The organism is Micromonospora sp. M42, assembly GCF_000568915.1.
Classification (GTDB): domain Bacteria; phylum Actinomycetota; class Actinomycetes; order Mycobacteriales; family Micromonosporaceae; genus Micromonospora; species Micromonospora chalcea.
Window position 1 is genome coordinate 5153401 of sequence record NZ_KK037233.1, and the last position, 25065, is coordinate 5178465.

The 25065-nt window shown below is 73.2% G+C and carries 21 protein-coding genes and 1 pseudogene; 13 read left to right on the plus strand and 9 right to left on the minus strand.

The features are described 5' to 3' along the window. Positions 1-28: 28 nt before the first annotated feature. Together ybaK and MCBG_RS23835 are read right to left on the minus strand one after the other, a co-directional pair. Positions 29-508 carry a Cys-tRNA(Pro) deacylase gene (gene ybaK / locus MCBG_RS23830; protein ID WP_043328327.1) on the minus strand — a complete coding sequence of 160 codons (480 nt, stop codon included), beginning with the start codon at positions 506-508 and terminating at the stop codon, positions 29-31. A 54-nt stretch (positions 509-562) separates the two neighbouring features. Next, entirely contained in the window at positions 563-1795 is a 1233-nt protein-coding gene (locus MCBG_RS23835; protein ID WP_043328329.1) for a THUMP-like domain-containing protein, read from the minus strand. Between the two features lie 256 nt (positions 1796-2051). Here MCBG_RS23835 and groES point away from each other — a divergent pair, with 256 nt between their 5' ends. The 3 genes and pseudogenes from groES (at position 2052) to MCBG_RS35325 (ending at position 5955) form a co-directional block, all read left to right on the plus strand. After that, positions 2052-2366 carry a co-chaperone GroES gene (groES, locus tag MCBG_RS23840; protein WP_018222648.1) on the plus strand — a complete coding sequence of 105 codons (315 nt, stop codon included), beginning with the start codon at positions 2052-2054 and terminating at the stop codon, positions 2364-2366. Between the two features lie 70 nt (positions 2367-2436). Beyond that, positions 2437-4080, plus strand: a complete 1644-nt coding sequence (groL, locus tag MCBG_RS23845; protein ID WP_043328331.1) for a chaperonin GroEL — start codon at positions 2437-2439, stop codon at positions 4078-4080. A gap of 123 nt (positions 4081-4203) precedes the next feature. Next, a pseudogene (locus MCBG_RS35325) lies at positions 4204-5955 on the plus strand (molybdopterin-dependent oxidoreductase). Positions 5956-6302: 347 nt separating this feature from the next. On the opposite strand, the gene MCBG_RS23855 reads toward MCBG_RS35325, so the two are convergent. Further along, the gene (locus MCBG_RS23855) at positions 6303-6686 is read right to left on the minus strand and encodes a WhiB family transcriptional regulator (RefSeq protein WP_013288543.1); all 384 of its coding nucleotides are present in this window, start codon (positions 6684-6686) and stop codon (positions 6303-6305) included. A gap of 252 nt (positions 6687-6938) precedes the next feature. Here MCBG_RS23855 and MCBG_RS23860 point away from each other — a divergent pair, with 252 nt between their 5' ends. Next, the gene (locus MCBG_RS23860; protein WP_043328333.1) at positions 6939-7751 is read left to right on the plus strand and encodes a helix-turn-helix transcriptional regulator; all 813 of its coding nucleotides are present in this window, start codon (positions 6939-6941) and stop codon (positions 7749-7751) included. A 12-nt stretch (positions 7752-7763) separates the two neighbouring features. On the opposite strand, the gene MCBG_RS23865 is transcribed toward MCBG_RS23860, so the two are convergent. Beyond that, complete coding sequence (locus MCBG_RS23865) at positions 7764-8168, minus strand: DUF5319 domain-containing protein (RefSeq protein WP_043328334.1); 405 nt, start codon at positions 8166-8168, stop codon at positions 7764-7766. 197 nt (positions 8169-8365) lie between these two features. Between MCBG_RS23865 and guaB the strand changes: the two genes are divergently transcribed. From guaB to MCBG_RS23885, 4 genes are all read left to right on the plus strand, one after another. Next, positions 8366-9928, plus strand: coding sequence for an IMP dehydrogenase (gene guaB, locus MCBG_RS23870; RefSeq protein ID WP_043328336.1), 1563 nt, complete (start codon positions 8366-8368; stop codon positions 9926-9928). Between the two features lie 30 nt (positions 9929-9958). After that, positions 9959-11077, plus strand: a complete 1119-nt coding sequence (locus tag MCBG_RS23875; RefSeq protein WP_043328337.1) for a GuaB3 family IMP dehydrogenase-related protein — start codon at positions 9959-9961, stop codon at positions 11075-11077. Positions 11078-11175: 98 nt separating this feature from the next. Continuing rightward, complete coding sequence (locus MCBG_RS23880) at positions 11176-12570, plus strand: M1 family metallopeptidase (protein WP_043328338.1); 1395 nt, start codon at positions 11176-11178, stop codon at positions 12568-12570. Between the two features lie 89 nt (positions 12571-12659). Then, complete coding sequence (locus tag MCBG_RS23885; RefSeq protein WP_043328339.1) at positions 12660-14117, plus strand: M1 family metallopeptidase; 1458 nt, start codon at positions 12660-12662, stop codon at positions 14115-14117. 4 nt (positions 14118-14121) lie between these two features. On the opposite strand, the gene MCBG_RS23890 is transcribed toward MCBG_RS23885, so the two are convergent. Next, positions 14122-15222 carry an LCP family protein gene (locus MCBG_RS23890; RefSeq protein WP_043328340.1) on the minus strand — a complete coding sequence of 367 codons (1101 nt, stop codon included), beginning with the start codon at positions 15220-15222 and terminating at the stop codon, positions 14122-14124. Between the two features lie 140 nt (positions 15223-15362). On the opposite strand from MCBG_RS23890, the gene MCBG_RS23895 reads away from it, so the two are divergent. Together MCBG_RS23895 and guaA are read left to right on the plus strand one after the other, a co-directional pair. Then, a complete protein-coding gene (locus MCBG_RS23895; protein ID WP_043328341.1) occupies positions 15363-17045 on the plus strand; it encodes an FAD-dependent oxidoreductase in 1683 nt (560 codons plus the stop codon). 119 nt (positions 17046-17164) lie between these two features. Then, on the plus strand, positions 17165-18721 hold the full coding sequence (gene guaA / locus MCBG_RS23900; protein WP_043328342.1) for a glutamine-hydrolyzing GMP synthase: 1557 nt from the start codon (positions 17165-17167) through the stop codon (positions 18719-18721). Positions 18722-18727: 6 nt separating this feature from the next. On the opposite strand, the gene MCBG_RS23905 is transcribed toward guaA, so the two are convergent. After that, complete coding sequence (locus tag MCBG_RS23905; RefSeq protein ID WP_043328343.1) at positions 18728-19039, minus strand: PspC domain-containing protein; 312 nt, start codon at positions 19037-19039, stop codon at positions 18728-18730. A 144-nt stretch (positions 19040-19183) separates the two neighbouring features. Between MCBG_RS23905 and MCBG_RS23910 the strand changes: the two genes are divergently transcribed. The 3 genes from MCBG_RS23910 (at position 19184) to MCBG_RS23920 (ending at position 22435) form a co-directional block, all read left to right on the plus strand. Continuing rightward, positions 19184-20131, plus strand: a complete 948-nt coding sequence (locus tag MCBG_RS23910) for an NUDIX domain-containing protein (RefSeq protein WP_043328344.1) — start codon at positions 19184-19186, stop codon at positions 20129-20131. Positions 20132-20262: 131 nt separating this feature from the next. Continuing rightward, positions 20263-21174 carry an NUDIX hydrolase gene (locus MCBG_RS23915; protein ID WP_043330938.1) on the plus strand — a complete coding sequence of 304 codons (912 nt, stop codon included), beginning with the start codon at positions 20263-20265 and terminating at the stop codon, positions 21172-21174. A 346-nt stretch (positions 21175-21520) separates the two neighbouring features. Further along, positions 21521-22435 carry a CDP-alcohol phosphatidyltransferase family protein gene (locus MCBG_RS23920; RefSeq protein ID WP_043328345.1) on the plus strand — a complete coding sequence of 305 codons (915 nt, stop codon included), beginning with the start codon at positions 21521-21523 and terminating at the stop codon, positions 22433-22435. A 57-nt stretch (positions 22436-22492) separates the two neighbouring features. On the opposite strand, the gene MCBG_RS23925 is transcribed toward MCBG_RS23920, so the two are convergent. From MCBG_RS23925 to MCBG_RS23935, 3 genes are all read right to left on the minus strand, one after another. Beyond that, positions 22493-23740, minus strand: coding sequence for a phosphatidylserine decarboxylase (locus tag MCBG_RS23925; protein ID WP_043330939.1), 1248 nt, complete (start codon positions 23738-23740; stop codon positions 22493-22495). 159 nt (positions 23741-23899) lie between these two features. After that, the gene (locus MCBG_RS23930; RefSeq protein ID WP_043328346.1) at positions 23900-24301 is read right to left on the minus strand and encodes a hypothetical protein; all 402 of its coding nucleotides are present in this window, start codon (positions 24299-24301) and stop codon (positions 23900-23902) included. Next, positions 24298-25065 (minus strand): LiaF domain-containing protein (locus MCBG_RS23935; protein ID WP_223201310.1); only part of this gene is annotated, 768 nt, incomplete at its 5' end. The genes MCBG_RS23935 and MCBG_RS23930, both read right to left, overlap by 4 nt.

A 25065-nucleotide genomic window follows, 5' to 3' on the forward strand; every position in this document is an offset into this window, starting at 1 on the left:
GCTCCCACACGTACCGTCACGAGCCCGCTCAGGTGGCGGCGATCGATGCCGTGGCCGCCCCGGTGAGCGCCACCAGATCCGTCGGCGTGAGCTGCACCTGCAATCCCCGGCGGCCCGCCGACACGTACACGGTCGGGTGCGCCAGCGCCGAGGAGTCGACGACTGTCGGTAGCCGCTTACGTTGGCCGAGCGGACTGATGCCGCCCCGCACGTACCCGGTCGCCCGCTCGGCCACCGCCCGGTCCGCCATCACCGCGCGCTTGCCGCCCACCGCGGCGGCCAGCGCCTTCAGGTCCAGCTCGCCGGTCACCGGCACCACCGCCACGGTCAGCCCGCCGTCGACCTCGGTGACCAGCGACTTGAACACCCGGTCCGGTGCCACCCCGAGCGCCGCGGCCACGAGCGCGCCGTAGTTCGGCGCGTCCGGCGAGACGTCGTACGGGTGGATGCTGTGGGCGATCTTCCGCTTGCTCAGCAACGCGATCGCCGGAGTGCCAGGGCCCGCCACGGGCTCAAGCTAACCCGCGCGCCGCGACACCGCGAGCTGGAAACGTGAGCCGGGTCAGCCGCCGACCGGAACCGGCCGGCACACGAGCACCGTGGGGTCGCCCGCCACCCGGGTCAGCACCAGGTCGGCCGCCGCCTCGCCGGACAGCCGCAGGTCACGGCGCAGCTTCTCCGGCTCCAGCGCCGACCCGCGCTTGCGGATCTCCACCCGGCCGACCCGGCGTTCCCGCAGCAGGGCGCGCAGCCGCTTCAGCGAGAACGGCAGCACGTCGGTGATCTCCAGGCAGCGGGCGAACGGGGTGGGCCGGGCCTCGTCGGCGTACAGGTAGGCGATCGACGGGTCGGCGAGCGTGGCGTCGAGGTCCGTGGCCAGCTCGGCGACCAGGTGCGCGCGCACCACCGCCGGGTCCGGGTCGTAGAGGAAGCGCCGGACCGGCCCCACCGGCGCCTCCTGCGCGCCCGTGCCGGTGAGGTGATAGGAAGGGACCCTTTTACTACCGGAGGCGTTAAGAAGGGGCCCTTCCTTCTCGCGCAGCAGGGTGGCGCGGCGCGGTACGCCGGCCAGCTCGCCGCACCAGAGCGCTGCCTCGACCAGGTCGCCGTCCACGCTCACCCACTCCGCCTCGGCGCCCGCCGGGATCAGCGCGTGGTCCAGCCCCGGCGCGACCTTCACCACTGTGCGCGGCACCCGCGCGGCGAGACCGATGACGAAGTCCCACGGCGGCGAGTAGGAGTTCGGGTCGAAGACGCGCCGCCCGGTGCCGGCCCGCCGCCGCGCCGGATCGCAGAACGCGCCGTCGACGCGGCTCACGTCGAACTCCGTGGCGTCGCCGCACTCGACTGTCACCAGATCGGCGAGCCCGGCCGCCTCGGCGTTCGCGGCGGCCATCGCGGCGGTCAGCGGGTCGGCCTCCACCGCGTACACCCGGATGCCGGCGCGGGCAGCGGCGAGCGCGTCGGCGCCCAGGCCGCAACCCAGGTCGGCCAGCGTGGTCACGCCCGCGGCGCGCAGCCGTGCGGCCCGGCGGCCGGCGACCACCCCGCGGGTGGCCTGCTCCAGCCCGGGCCGGGTGAGGAACATCCCGGCCGCCGCCGCGCCGAACTTGCCTGCTGCCCGGCGGCGCAGCTCGGCCTGGGTCAGCGCGGCGGCGGCGAGGTCGCCCGGAATCCCGGCCGAGCGCAGCGCGGCCGCCGCCGCCAGCGGGTCGCCGCCGGCCCCCCGCCCGGCCGCGGCGAGCGCCGCCGACCCCTCGGGGGTACGCAGCACGGCGAGCAGGTCGAGATCCACGCGCCCATTCTCCCGGGCCGGTTCCGGCGCGACACGGAGGGCGACGCGCGTTGGCACTCTCCTTGACGGAGTGCTAGCCGAGGAATAACCTGCGATTAGCACTCTCACCCTGAGGGTGCCAACGCCCGAGCCTCGTGCCCGGGGGTTGAGCGCCAGGCGGACCGGCACCCGCGACGACGGCCCCGCCCGGTGGCATGTGGCAGATTGACGCTGGTCGGCACGCCGGCCGGCAACGACACCAAGTACCCGGGAGGGTATGCCCGTGACTACCGCGACCAAGGTTGCGATCAAGCCGCTCGAGGACCGCATCGTGGTCCAGGCGAACGAGGCCGAGACCACCACCGCCTCGGGCATCGTGATCCCCGACACCGCCAAGGAGAAGCCGCAGGAGGGCACCGTCCTCGCTGTCGGCCCGGGCCGGATCGACGACAAGGGCAACCGCGTGCCGATCGACGTGAAGGTCGGCGACACCGTCCTCTACTCGAAGTACGGCGGCACCGAGGTCAAGTACGCCGGCGAGGAGTACCTGGTGCTCTCCGCCCGCGACGTCCTCGCGGTCATCGAGAAGTAAGCAACCGATCAGTGTCGTTGCCCCGGTCCGGCTCGCCGGGCCGGGGCAACGTCGCTTCGAAGGGATACTGATGGCGAAGATCCTCAGCTTCTCGGACGACGCCCGGCACCTGCTCGAGCACGGTGTCAACGCCCTCGCGGACGCGGTCAAGGTCACCCTCGGCCCGCGCGGGCGCAACGTCGTCCTGGACAAGAAGTTCGGTGCGCCCACGATCACCAACGACGGCGTGACCATCGCCAAGGAGATCGAGCTCACCAACCCGTACGAGAACCTCGGCGCGCAGCTGGTCAAGGAGGTGGCGACCAAGACCAACGACGTCGCCGGCGACGGGACCACCACCGCCACCGTGCTGGCCCAGGCCATGGTCCGCGAGGGCCTGCGCAACGTGGCCGCCGGCGCCAACCCGACCGGCCTGAAGCGGGGCATCGACGCGGCGGCCGCCAAGGTCTCCGAGGCGCTGCTCGGCAAGGCCGTCGAGGTCGCCGGCAAGGAGTCGATCGCGCACGTCGCGACCGTCTCCGCGCAGGACGCCGCGATCGGTGAGCTGATCGCCGAGGCGATGGAGAAGGTCGGCCGCGACGGCGTCATCACCGTCGAGGAGGGCTCCGCGCTCACCACCGAGCTGGAGGTGACCGAGGGTCTCCAGTTCGACAAGGGCTTCATCTCGCCGAACTTCGTCACCGACCTGGAGGCGCAGGAGGCGGTCCTGGAGGACCCGTACATCCTGATCACCACGCAGAAGATCTCGGCGATCGAGGAGCTGCTGCCGCTGCTGGAGAAGGTTCTCCAGAACAACAAGCCGCTGCTCATCGTCGCCGAGGACGTCGAGGGCCAGGCCCTGTCGACGCTCGTGGTCAACGCGCTGCGCAAGACCGTCAAGGTCTGCGCGGTCAAGGCCCCCGGCTTCGGCGACCGCCGCAAGGCGATGCTCCAGGACATGGCGATCCTGACCGGCGCCGAGCTGGTCGCCCCGGAGCTGGGCTACAAGCTCGACCAGGTCGGCCTGGAGGTGCTCGGCACCGCCCGCCGCGTCGTGGTCGACAAGGAGAACACCACTGTCGTCGACGGTGGCGGGCAGGCCTCCGAGGTCGCCGACCGGGTCGCCCAGATCCGCAAGGAGATCGAGGCCTCCGACTCGGAGTGGGACCGGGAGAAGCTGGCCGAGCGGCTGGCGAAGCTCTCCGGCGGCATCGCCGTGATCAAGGTCGGCGCGGCCACCGAGGTCGAGATGAAGGAGCGCAAGCACCGCATCGAGGACGCCATCGCCGCGACCAAGGCCGCGGTCGAGGAGGGCACGGTCCCGGGTGGCGGCGCCGCCCTGGCCCAGATCCTGCCGGCGCTCGACGACGACCTGGGCTTCACCGGTGACGAGAAGGTCGGCGTCTCGATCGTGCGCAAGTCGCTCGTCGAGCCGCTGCGCTGGATCGCCCAGAACGCCGGCCACGACGGCTACGTGGTGGTGCAGAAGGTCGTCGGCAAGGACTGGGGCCACGGCCTCGACGCCGCCACCGGCGAGTACGTCGACCTGGCCAAGTCCGGCATCATCGACCCGGTGAAGGTGACCCGCAACGCGGTCAGCAACGCCGCCTCGATCGCCGGCCTGCTGCTCACCACCGAGAGCCTCGTGGTGGAGAAGCCGGCCGAGCCGGAGCCGGCCGCCGGTGGCCACGGCCACTCGCACGGGCACGGCCACCAGCACGGCCCGGGCTTCTGACCCGAGGAGTACGCCCGACGTCAGGGCACACCGCCGACCCGGTGGTGTGCCCTGACGCATATGTCCTTACGGATCGCTGACGAGATTGGCAGCCGGGCCCGCGGGGCGACCAGACTGGAGCCCGTGAGCACCCTCTCCCCCCGCCGGGCGGCGTCGGCCGGTGTCGTCGCCGCCGTGGTGGCGCTCGGCGCCGCCGAACCCGTGGCGGTCCTGACCGGCCCCCGGTCCGCTCCACTCGTCGCCGTCGGCGGACTCGTCGTCGACCTGGTGCCCGAGTCGCTCAAGCAGCTCGCCATCGACGTCTTCGGCACGTACGACAAGATCGCGCTGCTGATCGGGACGGCGCTGCTGCTGGCCGTCTTCGGCGCGCTGCTGGGCCTGGGAGCGGCCCGGCGCTGGTGATCGGCCTGGCCGGCATCGCCGCGTTTCGCCGCGCTCGGTGTCGCCGCCGCGCTGACCCGGGCCGGCGCGGACGCCTTCGAACGCTGCCCTCACTGGTCAACGTTACGCGCTTATGGACAGATGTTTGGAGTCAGCCTTGGACCACTGCATTAGCACAGTACGGCATGAGCGGGTGTTCATAAAGCATGGGGTCACCTTCCATTTTGGGTTCTTCCACAGAGCTTCACCAGGAGGTCAGTTCAGAGTATTTTCATCCTGGTACAGTTTTCGGGTAGCTTAGGATGTATGGGGGACAGCGAGCCGCCGTCCGCGTCGCCCCAGCCATCCGCCCCGCCTCCGGCGGTCGCCGCGCTGGCCCGGGAGGGGGAGACGCCGGGCGGCTGGGAGCCGGTCCGGCACGACGACGCGGAGTCGCGGCGGCGGTTCCTGCGTGGCGCCGGGCTGCTCACCGGCGCGGCGGCGGTGGCCGGGCTGGGCGGGCACTGGCTGGCCGGCCGGCGCGGCGTATCGGCGGCCCGGGACGCGGTGACGCTGCCCGCCCCGGTCGCGCCCGCCCCACCGGTGCCGGCCGGAGCGGACCTGTCGCTGTCCCGGCTCGCGCCGTACGTCACGCCGAACCGGGAGTTCTACCGGATCGACACCGCGCTGGTGGTGCCGCAGGTGGACCCGGTCACCTGGCGGCTGCGCATCCACGGGCGGGTCCGCAACCCGATCGAGCTGAGCTTCGACGACCTGCTCGCCCGCCCGCTGGTCGAGCGCTACGTGACGCTCGCCTGCGTCTCCAACGAGGTGGGCGGCGACCTGATCGGCAACGCGCGCTGGCTCGGCGTACCGATCAGGGAACTGCTGGACGAGGCGGACCCGGAGGACGGCGCGGACCAGGTGGTCGGGCGCGCCGTCGACGGCTGGACGTGCGGCACGCCCACCTCGGTGCTGCGCGACGGGCGGGACGCGCTGCTCGCGGTCGGAATGAACGGCGAGCCGCTGCCGATCCAGCACGGCTTCCCGGTGCGGATGGTGGTGCCGGGCCTCTACGGGTACGTCTCCGCGTGCAAGTGGATCACCGAGCTGGAGCTGACCAGCTTCGCCGACTTCGACGCGTACTGGGTGCCGCGCGGCTGGTCAGCGCAGGGCCCGATCAAGACGCAGTCCCGGATCGACACGCCCCGGCCCCGCAGCCGTCCCGCCGCCGGTCCGGTGACCGTCGCCGGTGTGGCGTGGGCGCAGCACAGGGGCGTGCGGCGCGTCGAGGTACGTGTCGACGGCGGCCCCTGGCAGGAGGCGACGCTCGCCCCGGCGGTGTCGGCGGACACCTGGGTTCAGTGGTCCTGGCGGTGGGACGCCACACCGGGCGAGCACACGCTCCAGGTCCGGGCGACCGACAGCACCGGCGAGACCCAGACGGAACAGCGCGCCCCGGTCGCCCCGGACGGCGCGACGGGATGGCACACGGTAAGGGTCACAGTCACCTGACCCGCACCGTCGCGAGGACCGCTCTCGGTGGGGAGATGGCCTGCCCGTGCCACTGGCGGGTGCCTGCCGATCGGGTGCGCGCCGCTTGGCTCCGGCCTGAGTCCAGACTCCCGAGCGCTCACGAAAGAGATCTTGGTATGAAACGGCCCCTATAAGGGCCGTTTCATACCAAGATCTATGTGGTGTCCTAGCCTCTGGAACGCCGATCCTGGTATTCGAAACGGTAGGCGAGTCGCCCAGCGGCGGCCTTCGCCGCGCCGGGGTGCGGGGGCCAGCGGATGCCCCGGGCCACGACACGACGCCGCGCCCCGGGATCCGGGGCGCGGCGTCGGGGGTCGTGAAGCCGGTCAGGCGACCTTGCGCTGGTCCGGCACGGCGGTGTTGTGCGGGCGGCCGAGGCGCGCCTCCAGCCGGGCGATGTCCACCTTGGTCTGGCGGCGGTCGGCCAGGTCCTCCCAGCCGAGCGCGAGCAGCCGCAGCCGCTCGGACTCGCTGAACCCGCCCCAGACGCCGTACGGCTCGCGTACGGAGAGCGCGTGGGCGGCGCACTCGGCGCGTACCGGGCAGGCGCGGCAGACGGACTTGGCGCCCATCTCGCGGCGCAGCCGGGAGGAGCCGCGCTCGCCGTCCGGGTGGAAGAACTGCGCGCTGTCGCGGCCACGGCAGGCCCCGAGCCGCTGCCAGTCCCAGAGCTCGTCGATCGGTCCAGGCAGCCTACGTACGTTCGACATCAGCACCCCTCCTCCCGCGCGGCACCGCGGAGAATGTTCGTGGCCAGCTACCGGGCGGCGGTCCGCGCGGGATGCCGGTTCCGGATGAACCCCTCGGTACCCGAGCGGTCCGCGCCTCACACATCTGTGATCGAAAACCTCGGACAGTCGGTGGCATATGCCCCATCTGTCGGAAAAGTTCGGATGATTGCCCGGAACCCCCTCCCGAGCCCACCTCCGCATGGTCTGCTCTGAGTCGGAGAGGAGACCACTGTGCGTAGTGTTCTTGTGTGCGTTCGGACACCATTGGCGGCCCAGCATCTGACCTCCGCGGCGGCGCGGCTCGGGCTGTCCGGCGTCGTCCGGACGGCCGTCTCCGATCCGGAGGTGATGTTGCGGCTCGCGGAGCGCCCGGTGGACGTGGTGCTCGCCGACACCGCGCTGACCCGGCCGGACAGCGCCGGTTTCGTGCGCCGGGTGCTGGCCCGCGCGCCGCAGGCGGCGGTGCTGCTGCTCGGGGCCGAGGAGTCGGAGTCGGCGGCGGCCACCATCAGCGCCGGAGCGCGCGGCCTGATCCAGAACGCCGACCACGATCTGACCAGCGCGGTCGCCAAGGCGCTGCTGCTGCTCTCCGCTCCCGGGCGGAGCAACAGGCACCGGGTGGCGGACACCGCCCGGGACGCGGCAGCGGTCGGCGGTCCGGCCCGGTCGGCGGGGCGTACCCCGGGTGGGCCCGGCTGGCCGGCGGCGGCGCCGGTGGACGCGGCCGGCCTGCCCACGGTGGTGCCGGTGCAGCGGGGTGAGGACGCGGAGGACCCGGCGGCGGCCGACGCGGCGGAGGCGGCCCGCCCGGGCGCCGGTCAGCGCCCGGCCCGGACGCCGCGCGGCGCCATCGGGCTGACCGAGCGGGAGCTTCAGGTGCTGCTCGGCATGGCCGAGGGCAAGAGCAACGCGGAGATCGGGCGGGAGTTGTTCGTCTCCGAGGACACGGTCAAGACGCACGCCCGACGGCTGTTCCGCAAGCTCGGGGCGCGGGACCGGGCACACGCCGTGGCGGCCGGATTCCGGGCCGGCCTGGTCGCCTGACCCGGGCCGGAGTCACTCCGACGCGGAGTCGTCGGTGCCCTCGGTGAGCGTGTCGTGCACGCCGTCGGCGTAGCCACGGGCGTAGTCCCAGCTCACGTAATGGTCCGGGTCCGGGTCGTAGGCCGGTTCGTGCACCCGGGGGCGCCCCGAGTTGAGCAGGTGGCGCAGGTTTCCGCGCAGCAGGTCCCAGTCGAAGTAGTGCGGCTCGCGGCAGTCCTCGCACTCGATCACCAAGCCGCGCACCCCGATCGGCTGGAGCAGCGCCTGGTAGATCTCCAGATCGGCGAGGTCCTCCAGCACGTCCTGGCGTTCGACGTCGGTCAGCGGGTCGAGCGCGTCGTCGTCGCCGGGATCGTGCAGACCGGCAGCCGGATCGGCAGGGTCGCCGTTGAACGGGTCGATGGGCTCGTCGTGCACCCCCTCACCGTAGTCCCCGGGCCGCCGGAAAGCCCGCCCCAGGCCGCGCTGTGGCCCGGCCTACCCCCGGGCCCGCCGCTGCCCGGACGGGAACGGGCCAGTGGGTACGATGAGGCGACGCGCCGTCACCAGGCGCCTGCCGGTGCCCCCGCGCGCCGCCTCGCTGCAGCCCGATCGACCAGCTCAGGGGAGCAATCGTGGAGAATTCGCCCAGCACCGAGATCCCGGCCGGCACCGACGGCGGGGAGTTGGGTGGCCATCTGCCCGAGCTGCCGGCCGGTTCGGCCCGGGTGGTACCGCTCGGGTTGACCTTCGACGACGTGCTCCTGCAGCCGGGCGAGTCGGACGTCGTACCCAGCCGGGTGAACACCCGTACCCGCCTGACCCGCAACATCGAGCTGACCGTGCCGCTGCTGTCCAGCGCGATGGACACGGTCACCGAGGGGCGGATGGCGATCGCCATGGCCCGCCAGGGCGGCATCGGCGTGCTGCACCGCAACCTGTCGGTGGAGGACCAGGCGCTCCAGGTCGACCTGGTGAAGCGCTCCGAGTCCGGCATGATCACCAACCCGGTGACCGCCAGCCCGGACGACACGCTGCGCGAGGTCGACGCGCTCTGCGGTCGCTACCGCATCTCCGGCGTGCCGGTGATCGACGGGCAGGGCCAGCTGGTCGGCATCGTCACCAACCGCGACATGCGCTTCGTCTCCGACCCGGCCACGCCGGTCCGCGAGATCATGACGCGCACCCCGCTGATCACCGCCCCGGTCGGCGTGAGCAAGGACGACGCGCTCGGCCTGCTGCGCCAGCACAAGATCGAGAAGCTGCCGATCGTGGACGCGGGCGGCAAGCTGCGCGGCCTGATCACGGTGAAGGACTTCACCAAGAGCGAGCAGTACCCGAACGCGACCAAGGACGACGCGGGCCGGCTCCGGGTCGCCGCCGCGGTGGGCGTGGGCGAGGACGGCTACAAGCGGGCCCGTGCCCTCGTCGACGCCGGCGTGGACGTGGTCATCGTGGACACCGCGCACGGGCACCAGCGGGCCGTGCTGGAGATGGTGGCCCGGCTCAAGCGGGACGTCAGCATCGACATCGTGGGCGGCAACATCGCCACGTACGCGGGCGCGAATGCGCTCGTCGAGGCCGGCGCGGACGGCGTGAAGGTGGGCGTCGGCCCGGGCGCCATCTGCACCACCCGGATCGTGGCCGGGGTCGGCGTACCGCAGATCACCGCGATCATGGAGGCGGCCCGGGCCGCCCGCCCGGCCGGCGTGCCGGTGATCGGCGACGGCGGCATCCAATACTCCGGCGACATCGCCAAGGCGCTCGTCGCGGGCGCCGACACGGTGATGCTCGGCAGCCTGCTGGCCGGCTGCGAGGAGAGCCCCGGCGAGCTGATCTTCATCAACGGCAAGCAGTACAAGGCGTACCGGGGAATGGGCTCGCTCGGCGCGATGCAGTCGCGTGGCCAGGGCAAGTCCTACTCCAAGGACCGCTACTTCCAGCAGGACGTGCTCGCCGAGGACAAGCTGGTCCCGGAGGGCGTCGAGGGCCAGGTGCCCTACCGGGGTCCGCTGTCCGCCGTCGCCCACCAGCTCATCGGCGGCCTCCGCGCCGCCATGGGGTACGTGGGCGCAGAGAGCATCCCGGAGCTGCACCGGCGTGGCCAGCTCATCCGGATCACCGCGGCCGGGCTCAAGGAGAGCCACCCGCACGACATCCAGATGACGGTCGAGGCGCCCAACTACCACTCCCGCTGACCCACCACCCCCAACCACCTGGAGTCCCTCATGCGTGACGTGGTCGAGATCGGGCTGGGCAAGACCGCGCAGCGCGGCTACCACCTGGACGACATCGCCATCGTGCCGAGCCGCCGCACCCGGGACGTCGACGACGTCTCCACGGCGTGGCAGCTCGACGCGTACCAGTTCGGCATCCCCTGCGTCGGCCACCCCTCGGACGCGACCATGAGCCCCGCCTCGGCGGTCCGGCTGGGCCAGCTCGGCGGCCTCGGCGTGCTCAACGTCGAGGGCCTCTGGACCCGGTACGAGAACCCGGCCAAGGTGCTGGAGGAACTGGCCGGTCTCGGCGAGGACGCGCGGGCGACCAAGCGCCTCCAGGAGGTCTACGCCGAGCCGATCCGGCCCGACCTGATCGCCGAGCGGGTACGCGAGCTGCGCGAGGGCGGCGGCACGGTGGCGGTGCGGGTCTCGCCGCAGCACACGCTCGCGCTGGCCCCGGTGATCCTCGACGCCGGCGTGGACATCCTGGTCATCCAGGGCACGCTCGTCTCGGCCGAGCACGTCTCCACCACCGACGAGCCGCTGAACCTCAAGGAGTTCATCGCCGACCTCGACCTGCCGGTCATCGTCGGCGGCTGCACCGACTACAAGACCGCGCTGCACCTGATGCGTACCGGCGCGGCCGGTGTGATCGTGGGCATCGGCGGCGACGACTGGTCGACCACCGAGTCGGTGCTCGGCATCCGGGTGCCGATGGCCACCGCGATCGCCGACGCCGCCGCTGCTCGCCGCGACTACCTGGACGAGACCGGCGGCCGGTACGTGCACCTGATCGCCGACGGCGACATGCAGACCTCCGGCGACATCGCCAAGGCGCTCGGCTGCGGCGCGGACGCGGTGATGCTCGGCGAGCCGCTGTCGCTCTGCGAGGAGGCGCCGGCCGGTGGCGCCTGGTGGCACTCCGCGGCCAGCCACCCGTCGCTGCCCCGGGGCGCGTTCGAGGTGGCCGGCGAGCCGCTCGGCTCGATGGAGAAGCTGCTGTTCGGCCCGGCCGACGAGCCGGACGGCCAGCTCAACCTCTTCGGCGGCCTGCGCCGCGCGATGGCCAAGTGCGGCTACCGCGACCTCAAGGAGTTCCAGAAGGTCGGGCTGGTCCTCGACCGCTGAGCACCGCTGAGCACCGGCTGAGCACCGCATGACGGCGCGGGCGGCGGCCCGGACGTGTTCCGGCCCCGCCCGCGCCGTCGCGCGTCTAGGCTCGCCGGGTGAGACGGGGGCGGATCTGGGCGGCAGGGCTGGTGGCGGCGGCGCTCGCGGTGAGCGGATGCACGGGCGGCGACGACAACGGGTTCCGGCCGGGCGCGGCGGACGCCGGTGACCCGTACGTGCCGGGCGCCGGCAACGGCGGCTACGACGTGGGCCACTACGCGCTCGACGTGCGCTACGACCCGGCCGGCGACAGGCTCGCCGGCACCGCCACGCTGACCCTCACCACCACCCGGGCGCTGTCCCGGTTCCAGCTCGACCTGGCCGGGCTGGACGTCGAGCGGGTCCGGGTGGACGGGGAGGCGGTGAAGCACCGCCACGACGGCGCCGAGCTGATCGTCACCCCGCCGCGCGGGCTGCCGCCGGGGAAGCGGCTCACCGTCGAGGTGACGTACGGCGGGGTGCCGCAACCGCTGCCGAACGCCGAACTCGGCGACGGCGGCTTCCACGCCACACCGGACGGCGCGATCGCGCTCGGCCAGCCGGAGTCGGCGAGCACCTGGTACCCGGTCAACGACCACCCGTCGGACAAGGCGACCTACGACTTCACGATCACCGTGCCGGACGGGCTCGCCGCGCTCGCGAACGGCGTGCCGCAGGGCAAGACGTCAAGCGGCGGCTGGACCACCTGGCGCTGGTCGGAGCGCGCGCCGATGGCCAGCTACCTGAGCACGCTGGTGATCGGCGACTACCGGGTCAGCACCGGCACGCACGCGGGCAAGCCGCTGGTCACCGCCGTCGCCGAGGCGCTGCCCGCGGACGGGCCGGCCGCCGCGTCGGTGGCCCGCACCGGCGAGATCGCCGACTTCCTGGCCGAGCGCTTCGGTCCGTACCCGTTCGAGGCGTACGGCGGGATCGTGGTGGCCGACGAGCGCATCCGGTACGCGCTGGAGACGCAGAGCCGGCCGGTCTACGGGCCGGGCTTCTTCCGGGGCGACCGCCCGAACACCGAAGTGGTCGCGCACGAGCTGGCCCACCAGTGGTTCGGCGACAGCGTCTCGGTGGCCCGGTGGAGCGACATCTGGCTCAACGAGGGCTTCGCCACGTACGCCGAATGGCTCTGGGCCGAGCACGACGGCGGCCGGACGGTGGCGCAGACGGTCGCCGAGCGGTACGCGGACACCGACTGGTCGAAGCCCACTGTCGACCCGGGCCGGTCCGGGATGTTCGGCGACGCGGTCTACCAGCGGGGCGCGCTCGCGGTGCACGCGCTGCGCCGCGCGGTCGGCGACGAGACGTTCTACCGGGTGCTGCGCGGCTGGCTGGCGCAGCACCGCAACGGCAACGTCACCACCGCCGAGTTCGTCGGGTACGCCGAACGCACGTCGGGGCGGCCGTTGCGGACGCTGCTGGACGCCTGGCTGGTCGGCGCGACGCCACCGGGACTGCCGTGACGTGGGCGTGACCGCCGCTGGGTAGGCTGCCGCGGGCGGAGCGGCCCGTGGGCGGGGCCGCTGTTCGGGACCCCGGAGGGATCGAGGCGATGACGCGGCGCGGCGGACGACGACGGCTCGGGCTGCTGGCCTGCACGACGCTGCTGGTAACCGGCTGCGGCTCGGCCGAGCCGGACCCGGGACCGGCGTCTCCCACCACTGCCGCCCCGGCGGCCACGCGCAGCTTCGCGGCGGGCGCGGCCGGCGCGGGCGACCCCTACTTCCCGAGCTACGGCAACGGTGGCTACGACGTCGCGCACTACACGGTGAAGGTGCGCTACGACCCGGAGACGGACAAGCTCAGCGGCACCACCACGATGCGGGCCACCGCGACCGCCGACCTGTCCGCGTTCAACCTGGACCTGGCCGGGCTGACCGTCCGCTCGGTGACTGTGGACGGCGCCGCCGCCCGGCACAGCCGTACCGGCAACGAACTGGTGGTCACCCCGGCCACCGGGCTGACCTCCGGCAACGGGTTCACCGCCGAGATCCGGTACGACGGGCGGCCGGAGCCGCTGCGTACCGAGTCGCTGGGCGAGGGCGGCTGGCTGCACACCTCGGACGGGGCGATCGCGCTCGGTCAGCCGGAGTCGGCGAGCACCTGGTTCCCGGTGAACGACCACCCGTCGGACAAGGCGACCTACGACTTCGAGATCACCGTCCCGAAGGGACTGACGGCGGTCTCCAACGGCGTGCCGAAGGGGAAGTCGACAAGCGGCGACTGGACCACCTGGAAATGGTCGGAGGGCGCGCCGGCGGCCAGCTACCTGACCACCGTGGCGATCGGGAAGTTCCGGGTCACCACCGGCGAGCACAAGGGGCGGCCGGTGTACAGCGCGGTCACCACCCAGCTGCCCCAGGGCGCCCCGGACCGGTCGATCGCGCGTACCGTCGAGGTCGCCGACTACCTGGAGAGCGTCTTCGGGCCGTACCCGTTCGACTCGTACGGCGGCGTGGTGATCGACGACGACCGGATCCGGTACGCGCTGGAGACGCAGAGCCGTCCGGTCTACTCGGCCAGCTTCTTCCGGCAGGGCGACAACACCGGCGTGGTCGCGCACGAGCTGGCCCACCAGTGGTACGGCAACAGCGTGTCGATCCAGCGCTGGCAGGACATCTGGCTCAACGAGGGGCTGGCCACGTACGCCGAGTGGCTGTGGGCCGAGCACAGCGGCTCGACCACAGTGCAGCGCACGTTCGAGCAGAAGTACGCGAACGCCGGCTCGCAGGTGTGGCGGACGCCGCCGGGCAAGCCGGGGGTGGAGAACCTGTTCAGCCGCTCGGTCTACGACCGGGGCGGGATGACTGTGCACGCGCTGCGGGTGGCGGTGGGCGACACCGCGTTCTTCACCGTCCTGCGTACCTGGGCGGCGGAGCGGAAGAACGGCAACGCCACCACAGCTGACTTCGTCGCGCTGGCCGAGCGGGTCTCGGGCAAGAAGCTGGCGAAGGTCTTCGACCCGTGGCTGTACGGCACCGAGCGCCCGCCCGCCCCGAAGCCGCTGTAGGTCCTCAGTTCTTGACGCGCAGCGACGGGTGGGCGGTCAGGAAGGCGTCGGCCCGCCCGTCGCGCAGCGCGGTGAGGAAGTCGCGGCCCAGCGGTTTGAGCTGCTCGCCCCGGTACGCGCCGCCGCTGCTCACCCCGGCGCCGGGCAGCACGACGAGCGTGAGCCGGTCGGCGGGCAGGCCACCGAGGGCGTACGCGAAGTCGACCAGGTTGCGGCCGCCTCCGGCGTACACCAGGGTCTTGCCGAGCGCGGCGACCACCTGCTCGACCCGCTGCGGGTCGCGCGCGGTGCCCTGGTCGACGATCTTGCGGGCCAGCGCCCGGAGCAGTTGCTGCTGGTGCCGCTGCCGGGTGTAGTCGCCGCCCGCGGTGTAGCGCTGCCGTGCGTAGTCCAGCGCCTGCCAGCCGGTCAGGTGGCGGGTGCCCTTCTCGTAGACCATCTGCGGCCCGGTGTAGCCGCCGCCGGTCAGCGTCCGCATGGTGCCGTCGGGGCGGCGGTGCCGGGACTCGACCCGCTGGTCGACGTAGAGGTCGACCCCGCCGAGCGTGTCCACCAGCTTGTCGAAGCCGCCGAACGTGATCACCGCGCCGGCGTCGATGCGCAGCCCGGTGTAGCGGGAGACGGTGGTGCGCAGCAGCTCGTACCCCTGGGCGGTGCTGGGGTTGCCCTTGTCGCCCGGCACCCGGCTGCCGTAGCTCATCGCGTGGGTGAGCTTGGTCCGGCCGCCCGGGTAGCGCGCCTTCGGGTAGGCGGGGATGTCCACCACCAGGTCGCGGGGGAGCGAGAACAGGTACGCCCGGTCCAGCCCGGCGGGTACGTGCAGCAGCAGCACCGCGTCGGCGTGCGGCTCCCAGCCGGGGATGCTGACCCGGGTGTCGACGCCGACGAGCAGCAGGTTGAGCGGGCCTTTCAGGTCGGCGCCGGGCGGCGGCGTCGGGCTGGCGGTGGTCGGGGCGGGCGTCGGCGAGGCCGGTGGCGTGGTGCTCGGGCCGGCGGCCGGGGCGGCCGGACGGTTCGCCACCAGCCGGGTGGTCACCACCGCTCCGGTGGCGACCAGCAGCGCGGCCACCAGCGCGGCCAGGCCCAGCAGGCGTCGTCTCGTCACGTTCGTGCCTCCCCGTGTGATTCGACGCGCCAGGAGGGCCCAGAGGTTGCAGTGGTGGGAATCCCGGCGATCGAGCGCTCTGCATGATGTGCGAAAAGGTCTCGTTGGCGCTATAGCTACTCGTCGGTAATGATGCGTCCATGCGCTACGACGTGGTCGTCATCGGGTCCGGGTTCGGCGGCAGCGTCACCGCGCTGCGGCTGGCCGAGAAGGGTTACTCGGTCGGCGTCCTGGAGGCCGGGCGGCGGTTCGCCGACGACGAGTTCCCGCGTACGTCCTGGCGGGCGCGACGGTTCCTCTGGGCGCCCCGGCTCGGCTGCTTCGGGCTCCAGCGGATCACGCTGCTGCGCTCGGCCGACCGCAAGGCCGGCGGCGGCGTGCTCGTGCTCTCCGGCGCCGGGGTGGGCGGCGGCTCGCTCGTCTACGCGAACACGCTCTACGAGCCGCTCGACGCGTTCTACGCCGACCCGCAGTGGCGCGACATCACCGACTGGCGCGACGAACTGGCCCGCCACTACGACCAGGCGAAGCGGATGCTCGGCGTCACCACGTACCCGATCGACACCCGCGCGGACCGGGCCGTCCGCGCGGTGGCCGAGCGGATGGGGGTGGCGCACACCTACCACCCGACGCCGGTCGGCGTGCACATCGGGCGGCCGGGCGAGCGGGTGGCCGACCCGTACTTCGGCGGGGCCGGCCCGGACCGCACCGGATGCAGCCACTGCGGGTCGTGCATGACCGGCTGCCGGCACGGCGCCAAGAACACGCTCGTGAAGAACTACCTCTGGCTGGCCGAGCGGCTCGGCGTGCAGGTGCACCCGCTGACCACCGTGACCGCCGTCCGCCCCGACCCGGCCGGCGGCTACGCGGTGCACACCGAACGCACCGGCGCCTGGCTGCGCAAGCGGCGCGAGGTGATCCACGCCGACCAGGTCGTCTTCGCGGCCGGCGCGCTCGGCACCCAGCGGCTGCTGCACGAGATGAAGGCGACCGGCGCGCTGCCGGCGCTCTCGCCCCGCCTCGGCGAGCTGACCCGCACCAACTCCGAGGCCATCCTCGGCGCCTCGGTGGCGCCCGGCGCGGCCCGGAAGCGCGGCCTCGACTTCACCGAGGGGGTGGCGATCACCAGCTCGTTCCACCCCGACCCGCAGACCCACATCGAGCCGGTCCGGTACGGCAAGGGCTCCAACGCGATGGGCCTGCTCCAGTCGCTGCTCGTCGACGGCGGTCCCCGCCGCGCCCGGCGCTGGCTGGGCAGCATCGTCCGGCAGCCCCTGCTGGCGGCGCGGATGCTGTCCGTACGCCGCTGGTCCGAGCGCACCGTGATCGCGCTCGTCATGCAGTCGGTCGACAACTCGCTGACCACCCGCTACCGCCGGGGCCGGCTGGTCTCCGGCCCCGGCCACGGCGCGCTCAACCCGACCTGGATCCCGGCCGGCAACACGGCGGCCCGGCTGCTCGCCGAGGAGATCGGCGGCACCCCGGGCGGGGCGGTCACCGAGCCGTTCAACATCCCGGTCACCGCGCACATCCTCGGCGGCGCGGTCATCGGCGCCTCCCCGGACGAGGGCGTCATCGACCCCTGGCACCGGGTGTACGGCCACCCGGGGCTGCACGTGGTGGACGGCGCGGCGGTCTCGGCGAACCTGGGCGTCAACCCGTCGCTGACGATCACCGCGCAGGCCGAGCGGGCCATGTCGTACTGGCCGAACAAGGACGAGGCGGACCCGCGCCCGGCGCTCGGCTCGCCGTACACCCGGGTCGCGCCGGTCCCGCCGCGGCGGCCGGCCGTCCCCGCGCACGCCCCCGCCGCCCTGCGGTGAAAGGAAGGGCCCCTTCTTAACGCCTCCGGTAGAGGAAGGGGCCCCTGTTAACACATTCACCCCGCCACACCGCCGGGGCGCGTCCGCGCGCCCGGTGACTGTCGGTAGGCTTTGCGCACATGAGCACGCCTCGCCCCGTCCTCGTGGTGGACTTCGGAGCCCAGTACGCCCAGCTCATCGCGCGCCGCGTCCGCGAGGCGAAGGTCTACTCGGAGATCGTCCCGCACTCCATGCCGGTGTCCGAGATGCTGGCGAAGAACCCCGCCGCGATCATCCTGTCCGGCGGTCCGGCCAGCGTGTACGCGCCGGACGCGCCGCAGATCGACGCCGGCGTGTTCACCGCCGACGTGCCGGTCTTCGGCATCTGTTACGGCTTCCAGGCCATGGCCCAGGCGCTCGGTGGCACCGTCGCGCGCACCGGCAACCGCGAGTACGGCGGCACCCCGCTGCGCCCGCGCCTGACCGAGCCCGGCGTGCTGCTGCGCGACCTCCCGGCCGACCTGCCGGTCTGGATGAGCCACGGCGACTGCGTCACCGAGGCGCCGGAGGGCTTCACCGTCACCGCCGAGTCGGCGGGCGCCCCGGTCGCCGCGTTCGAGGACCTGGCCGGCCGCCGCGCCGGCGTGCAGTTCCACCCGGAGGTCGGGCACACCGCGCACGGCCAGGAGATGCTCACCCGCTTCCTGTACGACATCGCGGGCATCGAACCGACGTGGACGCCGTCGAACATCATCGACGAGCAGGTCGCCCGGATCCGCGAGCAGATCGGCGACAAGGAGGTCATCTGCGGTCTCTCCGGCGGCGTCGACTCGGCGGTCGCCGCGGCGCTCGTGCACCGTGCCGTGGGCGACCAGCTCACCTGCGTGTTCGTGGACCACGGCCTGCTGCGGGCCGGTGAGGCCGAGCAGGTCGAGAAGGACTACGTCGCCGCCACCGGCATCAAGCTGAAGGTGGTCGACGCCCGGGAGCGGTTCCTCGGCGCGCTGGCCGGGGTGACCGACCCGGAGCAGAAGCGCAAGATCATCGGCCGGGAGTTCATCCGGGTCTTCGAGGCCGCCGCCCGGGAGATCGCGGCGCACGGCGACGTGGAATACCTGGTGCAGGGCACGCTCTACCCGGACGTGGTGGAGTCCGGCGGCGGCACCGGCACCGCCAACATCAAGAGCCACCACAACGTCGGCGGCCTCCCCGAGGACCTGAAGTTCTCACTGGTCGAGCCGCTGCGCACGCTGTTCAAGGACGAGGTTCGCACGATCGGCCTGGAGCTGGGCCTGCCCGAGGCGATGATCTGGCGGCACCCGTTCCCCGGCCCGGGCCTGGCCATCCGGATCATCGGCGCGGTCGACGAGGAGCGTCTCGCCGTGCTCCGCAAGGCCGACCTGATCGCCCGGCAGGAGCTGACCACTGCCGGCCTGGACCGGGGCGTCTGGCAGTTCCCGGTGGTGCTGCTGGCCGACGTCCGCAGCGTCGGGGTGCAGGGTGACGGGCGCACCTACGGTCACCCGGTGGTGCTACGCCCGGTCTCCAGCGAGGACGCGATGACCGCCGACTGGTCCCGGCTGCCCTACGACGTGGTGGCCCGGATCTCCACCCGGATCACGAACGAGGTCGCCGAGGTCAACCGCGTGGTCCTGGACGTGACGAGCAAGCCGCCGGGCACCATCGAGTGGGAGTGACGCCGCTCAGGCCGCGGGCGGCGGTCCGGCGTCCGGCCCGGTCGGCGGGACCGGCGGCCACCCGGGCGCGGTGCCCGGCGGGTGCGGCCAGGCGGGCGCGCCGGCCGGCTCCTCGGGCATCAGGAACCACATGATCGGGTACGCGAGCGCGGCGAGCCCGCCGGTGAGCACCGTGGCGGTCGCGAAGATCACCCGGATCAGTGTGGGGTCGGCGGCGAAGTAGCGGCCGAGGCCGCTCGCCACGCCGGCGATCATGCGGTCGCTGACCGGGCGGCGGAGCTGCTTGTACGGGGCGTGGGAGGGATTCGGAGAGGTCATGTCTCCACGGTCCCGCGCGCCGCGGCGGGCGACCTCGGTGACCGCCCGGAGCCCTACCCTGATGCGTCCCTGAGACGCCAGCGAAGAGTCAGGAATCTGACTCTTTTCGATCCCGGTAACCCGCTCCGGGGAGAATTTGATCCCGTGACCACCTCGCTGGAGCCGCTCCGCAGGATCGCGGCATACGCAGTTTGTGCTGATTCAAACGGCCGAGTGTTGCTGGTCCGCGCATCGGAGCGCTCCGGCACCCCCGGCACCTGGTCGCTCCCCGGAGGAGCGGTCGACCACGGTGAGGACCCCAAGCACACAGTCGTCCGGGAGACCGCGGCCGAGACCGGGCTCTCGGTCGCCGTCGCCGGCCTCCAGGACGTGCTCGCCGACATGCGGGCCCTGCCCGAGCGGCGCATCACGATCCACACCGACCGCCTCCTCTACACCGTCTCGGTACGCGGCGGGACGCTCACCGAGCGGATCGACCGCCCGACCGACCTGGCCCGCTGGTTCACCCTCGACGAGGCCCGGGAGCTGCCGCTGCGGTCGTTCACCGCGCGTGCGCTGGGCCTGCCCACCTCCACCGACGACATCGTGCCGGAGGAGGTGCCCGAGTTCCCCTCGTTCTACGCCGTGCCCGGCCCGGACGGGCTGCACCGGGCGCAGCGCTTCGCGGCGTACGCGGTGGTGACCGACCCGGAGGAGCGCGTGCTGCTGACCCGAGTGTCCGACGGCTACCCGGGCGCCGGTTGCTGGCACCTGCCCGGTGGCGGCACCGACTACGGCGAGCAGCCGGGCGCGGCGCTGATCCGGGAGCTGGTCGAGGAGACCGGGCAGACCGGCCGCCTGGTCGAGCTGCTCGGCGTGGCCAGCCACCGGGACGCCGCCTCGCTCGGCCCGGAGGGCTACCCGATCGACTGGCACGGCGTACGCGCCTTCTACCGGGTTGTGGTCGACCAGCCGGCGCCGCCCACGGTGGCCGACGTCGGCGGCTCCACGTGCGAAGCCCGCTGGTTCCGGCGCGAGGAACTCGGCGCCCTGCCCACCGACCGCCTCACCGAGGTGACCGCCGAGGCGGTCCAGGCCGCCCATCTCCTCTAGACCCACCCGACCCGCTCACACCCGCGCCCCACTCCGGCGATCATGAAGTTGACGGCGGGAAATGTCCGCCCCGGTACCGCTAACCTCATGATCGACGGAGTGGGGCGCTCGGGTGCGGGGGAGTGGTGCGGGTGGAGCAGCAGCGGCGGGTCGGGGCGTACGGGATGCTGCGGGACTCCGAGGGGCGGGTGCTGCTGGCGCGTGGCTCGGCGCAGTGCCCGTACCCGGGGGTGTGGCAACTGCCCGGCGGCGGCGTCGAGCACGCGGAGCACCCGGCCGACGCGGTGGTCCGCGAGTTCGCCGAGGAGACCGGGCTGACCGTCGCGCCCGGCGCGATCCGGGCCGCCGTCGCCGACGTGACCGCGTTCCGCGCCGAGAACGTCGCGATGCACACCGACCGGCTGATCTTCGACGTCGAGGCGCGCGGCGGGCGGCTGCGACCCGAGCCCGCCGGCGGCACCGACGAGGTGGGCTGGTTCACCCCGGAGGAGGCGGCGAGCCTCCCGCTGATGGTGTTCACCGCCGAGCTGCTCGGCCTGCCGGTGACTCCGCTGCCGGCCGACATGCCCCGCGGGCTGCCCGTCGACCCGGCCGGGCCGGCCGTCGACCGACGGCAGCGCTTCGCCGCGTACGGGCTGGTCACCGATCCGGCCGACCGGGTGCTGCTCACCATGATCGCCGACGGTTACCCGGGCGCGGGTCGCTGGCACCTGCCCGGCGGCGGCACCGACCACGGCGAGCAGCCGGCCACCGGGCTGCTGCGTGAGCTGGTCGAGGAGGCCGGACAGCTGGGCCGGGTCCTCGACCTGATGGCGGTGGACAACCTGCACAACCCGGCCGCGCTCGGCCCGGAGGGCCGGCCGCTGGACTGGCACGGCATCCGGGTGATCTACCGGGTACGCGTGGACGCGCCGACCGAGGCGGTGGTGACCGAGCTGGCCGGTGGCTCCACCGCCCGGGCGGCCTGGTTCGCGCCGGAGCAGGTCGGCGGCCTGTCGATGACCGATGTGGCGGCCCGCGCCACCGGGCAGCGGGTGAGGTGAATCGCTCGCCGAGCCGCCCTGGGTGACCTCCGGTACAGTCGGAAGGAAGGGTTGGCCGACAAAAACGGACGTTGAAGCCCGAGATGGGAATGATTGAGCGGTTCGTGCGGTTAAGGGAGATATAAGTACCGCCGGCAGCTATCGCCAAGCCCCTGTTCCCTGTGCAATGGTGTACTCCGCAAAAGGGCTGCCGGACCCGAAAGGTCCGGCACGAGACAGCCGGACACCCGCCCCGTCGAGGGCGGCCAGCCGATCCGGTGATGGAGGAAACGTGCCGAGAGCCCCATGGCGCCGGCGTCGTACGACTGACAGTCCGCGCCCCGCAGGGCGTCGCTGGGCGGGCCGGTTGCGCCGCAGCAGCACGTTCGCCCGCCAGGTGCTGCTGGTCCGGGTGGGCCGCCGGGACGGCGCGGCCGTTCCGGGGACCGACCTGGTCACCCCCGACCACCGTTACGCAGACCGCCAGCGTCTCCGCTACGGCCGGCTCGACACCGACATCGAGGTGGTACGCCCGGTCAGCCCGGCGCTCGCCCCGGCCGCCCCGGTCGACGACGAGTCATCGGCGATGTCGATCCCGCTCCTGCCGGGTGAGCGCACCGCCGCCCGCCGGGTCAAGTTCGCGCTCGTCAACGCGTGCACGCTGAGCAGCCTCATGCTCGGCATGCTGGCCATCTTCCTGGCCATGCGCGGTGACGTGCAGATCGCCGCGATCTGCCTGATCGCGTGCGTCGCGTTCGACGGCCTCGACGGCGCGCTGGCCCGCAAGCTCGGCGTGGCCAGCCCGTTCGGCGCGCAGATGGACTCGCTCGCCGACATGTGCTCCTTCGGCCTCGCCGCGCCGGTGGTGGTCTACGCCTCGCTGGCCGGTTCGGTGCCCCCGGCGGCCGCCGCGGTCTCCTGCGCGCTCGTCGCCGCCTGCGCGGCGATCCGGCTCGCCCGGTTCAACGTCTCGCCGAAGGACGGCCGCTTCTTCTGCGGTGTGCCGACCACCATGGCGGCGGCAGTGCTCGCCCTGACCGTGGCCATCGGCGTGCCGGTCCCCGGCCTGGTGATGGTGGCCGGCGTGGCGCTGCTCGCCTTCGCCATGGTGTCGAGCTTCCCGTACGCCAAGCTCGCCCGGCTGCTGAAGCTGCCGCCGTGGCTCTGGCTGGCCCCGGTGATCGGCGCGCTCGTCGACATCCGGCTCACGTTCGCCCTCGTGGTGGTGGGCTACCTGGTCAGCGGGCCGCTGCTCTGGCTGCACCAGCGCCGTACCGCCTGATCCGAGAACGACAGAAGGGGCGCCGCCGCAGCGGCGCCCCTTCTTCGTGTCCGGCGTTCAGCGCCAGCGGGCGATCACCGTCGCGCCGCCGACCACCTTGTCGCCCGGACCGACCAGCGGGTCCGCCGCGTCGGCCGGCAGGTAGACGTCGGTACGCGAGCCGAACCGGATCAGGCCGAAGCGCTCACCCCGGGCCAGCAGCGAACCGACCGGCGCCCGCTGCACGATCCGGCGGGCGATCAGCCCGGTGCGCTGCGCCACGACCACGGTGCCGTGGTCGGTGTCCAGCACCGTGTACGCCGCCACGTTGTGCTCGGCATCAGGCTTCATGGCGTTGACGAACCCGCCGTCGGCGACGAAGTAGTCCACCACCTTGCCGGCCACCGGGGCGCGGTTGACGTGCACGTCCAGCACGGACAGGAACACCGCGATCCGCAGCCACTCGCCGTCGCCGAAGCGCTCGTCCTGCAGGCGCTGCACGGAGAGCACCTGGCCGTCCGCCGAGGCGACCACTGCCGACGGGTCCTCCGGCACGTCCCGCTCCGGGTCCCGGAAGAACGCGGCCACCGGCGCGGCGGCCAGCGCCGGAAGCAGCCAGAGCTTCGACTTCGGGCGGGCGGCCCGGGCCAGGGCGGCCAGGCCGAGCGTGATGCCGGCGGCGGCCACCCCGTTCGAGTCGATGTGCATGCCCCGGGTCAGCGGCACGCTCGACGGCCGGTACGCCGGGGACAGCGAGGCCGCGAGCGCGACCGGCGCCGGGGTGAACCGCAGGTGGTGCACGCGTACCGGCGGGGTGTTGCGCAGCACCAGGTCGGTGCGTACGCCGTGCAGCACGCCCTGCCGGTCCAGTTCGCCGTCCGCGCCCTCGGTGCGGAACAGCGGCGCGGCGACGCTCAGCACCGCGCCGTCGGCCAGGTATTTCGTCAGCCCGTCCACAGCGGCACGCGCCTGCTCGGCGGTGCCGGTGAACGGCTCGGCGACGACCACCACGGCGGCGGCGTCCGCCTCGGCGAGGGTGTCGACCACCCGTACCCGGTCGGCGACCCAACGGCCCTGCGCGGTGACGTGCTCCCGCAGCGCGGCCGCCGCGGCGCCCTCCGCCGGCACCACTGTGAGCCGGTCGCCGGGTAGCAGCGCCTCGATCGCCGCGGCCAGCACCGCGGACTCCGGAGTCGCGCCGACCAGCAGGCCGGCCTTCGGGTCGTTACGCCGGGCGAACTCGCTGACGAGCGTGCGGGCGGCGCGCTCGCCGATGCGGACCGCACCGGAGGGACCGGTGACGCGCACGGCGGGGGACTGGGTCATGTCGGGCGGGCTCCTGACGAGGTAGCGGACGGACGGGCGGCGGCTCTCCGGCGACCCGACCGGCGGCTCCGGCGTGGTCGGGTGCGCGGGCCGGCCGGCGGAGGCGAGATCTCCGCCGACCAGCATAGGCCGCGTTCCGAGGGCCCCGCAGTGGCGCGGTCAGGCCGGGTCGCCCGGCGTACGCCGTTCCTCGCGTGTCTCGTCCGCCGGCGGGTCCACCGCCGGCATCTCGCGGGTGGCGGGCCCCGCGTCGTCGGTCGTCGCCTCGGTGGCCCACTCGTCGGCCACGTCGGACGTCGTCTCGCCGTCGCCGGCCGGGCTGTCGTCCCGGTACGGCGCGGAGACCGTCGCCTCCGGCGGCGCGGGCTGCTCCGCGGCCCGCCCCGAGCGCAGCGCGCCGATCAGCCCGAGCAACCCGATCAGGACCAGGCCGCCGGCCAGGAACCAGCCGACCGGAGGTACGGACAGCCCGAGGATGCGGGCCAGCAGCCACCAGACGGACAGGCCGAGGAAGACGAGTCCGAAAGCAAACGACACGATGTCGGTGCGGTGCGCCTTCATCGGGTCACCTCCAGCTTGCCGGCGTTCACGTGGATGTAGAGGCGCAGCTTGCCCCCGCCGGGGCCGTCGGCGCCGGTGTCGGTGCTCTCCCACTGGCGGTTGCCGAGCCCGCCGCTGCGCTTGCCGAAGACCGAGGCGTCACCGGCGTTCACCTCGGCGACGGTTGTCACGTCCACGTCCGGCGGTACGACCACTGTGGCGTTGCCGAGGTTCACGTCGAGGGTCACCTGCACGTCCTGCTTGTCGAAGTTGATCCCACGCAGGTCGAGCACGGCGTCACCGAGGTTGTTCTCGTACCGGTCGGCCAGGTCGCGCAGGTCGGTCGGCGCCCAGGTGACGTTGCCGTCGATGCCGCGCACCCGGTCGTAGGACTCGGCGACGGTGGCGATGCCGAGCGCCGCCGCGGTCACCAGGCCGAGGGCGATGAGCCAGCGGGCCCGGCCGAACCAGGTGCCCACGAGCAGGCCGAGGCCGATGGTGGCGAGTACCGCGGCGAAGTAGCCGGCGGCGCCGACCGGGAAGACGTCGAGCAGGTCGAGCATGGCCACCACGCCCAGCGCCAGGAAGATCAGCGAGAACGTGATCGCGCCGAGCGGGGACCGCTCCTTGGGCCGCTTCGGCGGTCGTGGCGGCCGGCCCGGCGGTGGCGAGGGCGGCGACCCGGCGTACGGGCCGTGCGGGGCGAACGGCGGGCGGTATCCGCCGGGCGGCAGCGGCGAGCCCACCGGCGCGGGGGGCGGCACGGCGGCCGGCTCACCCAGCGG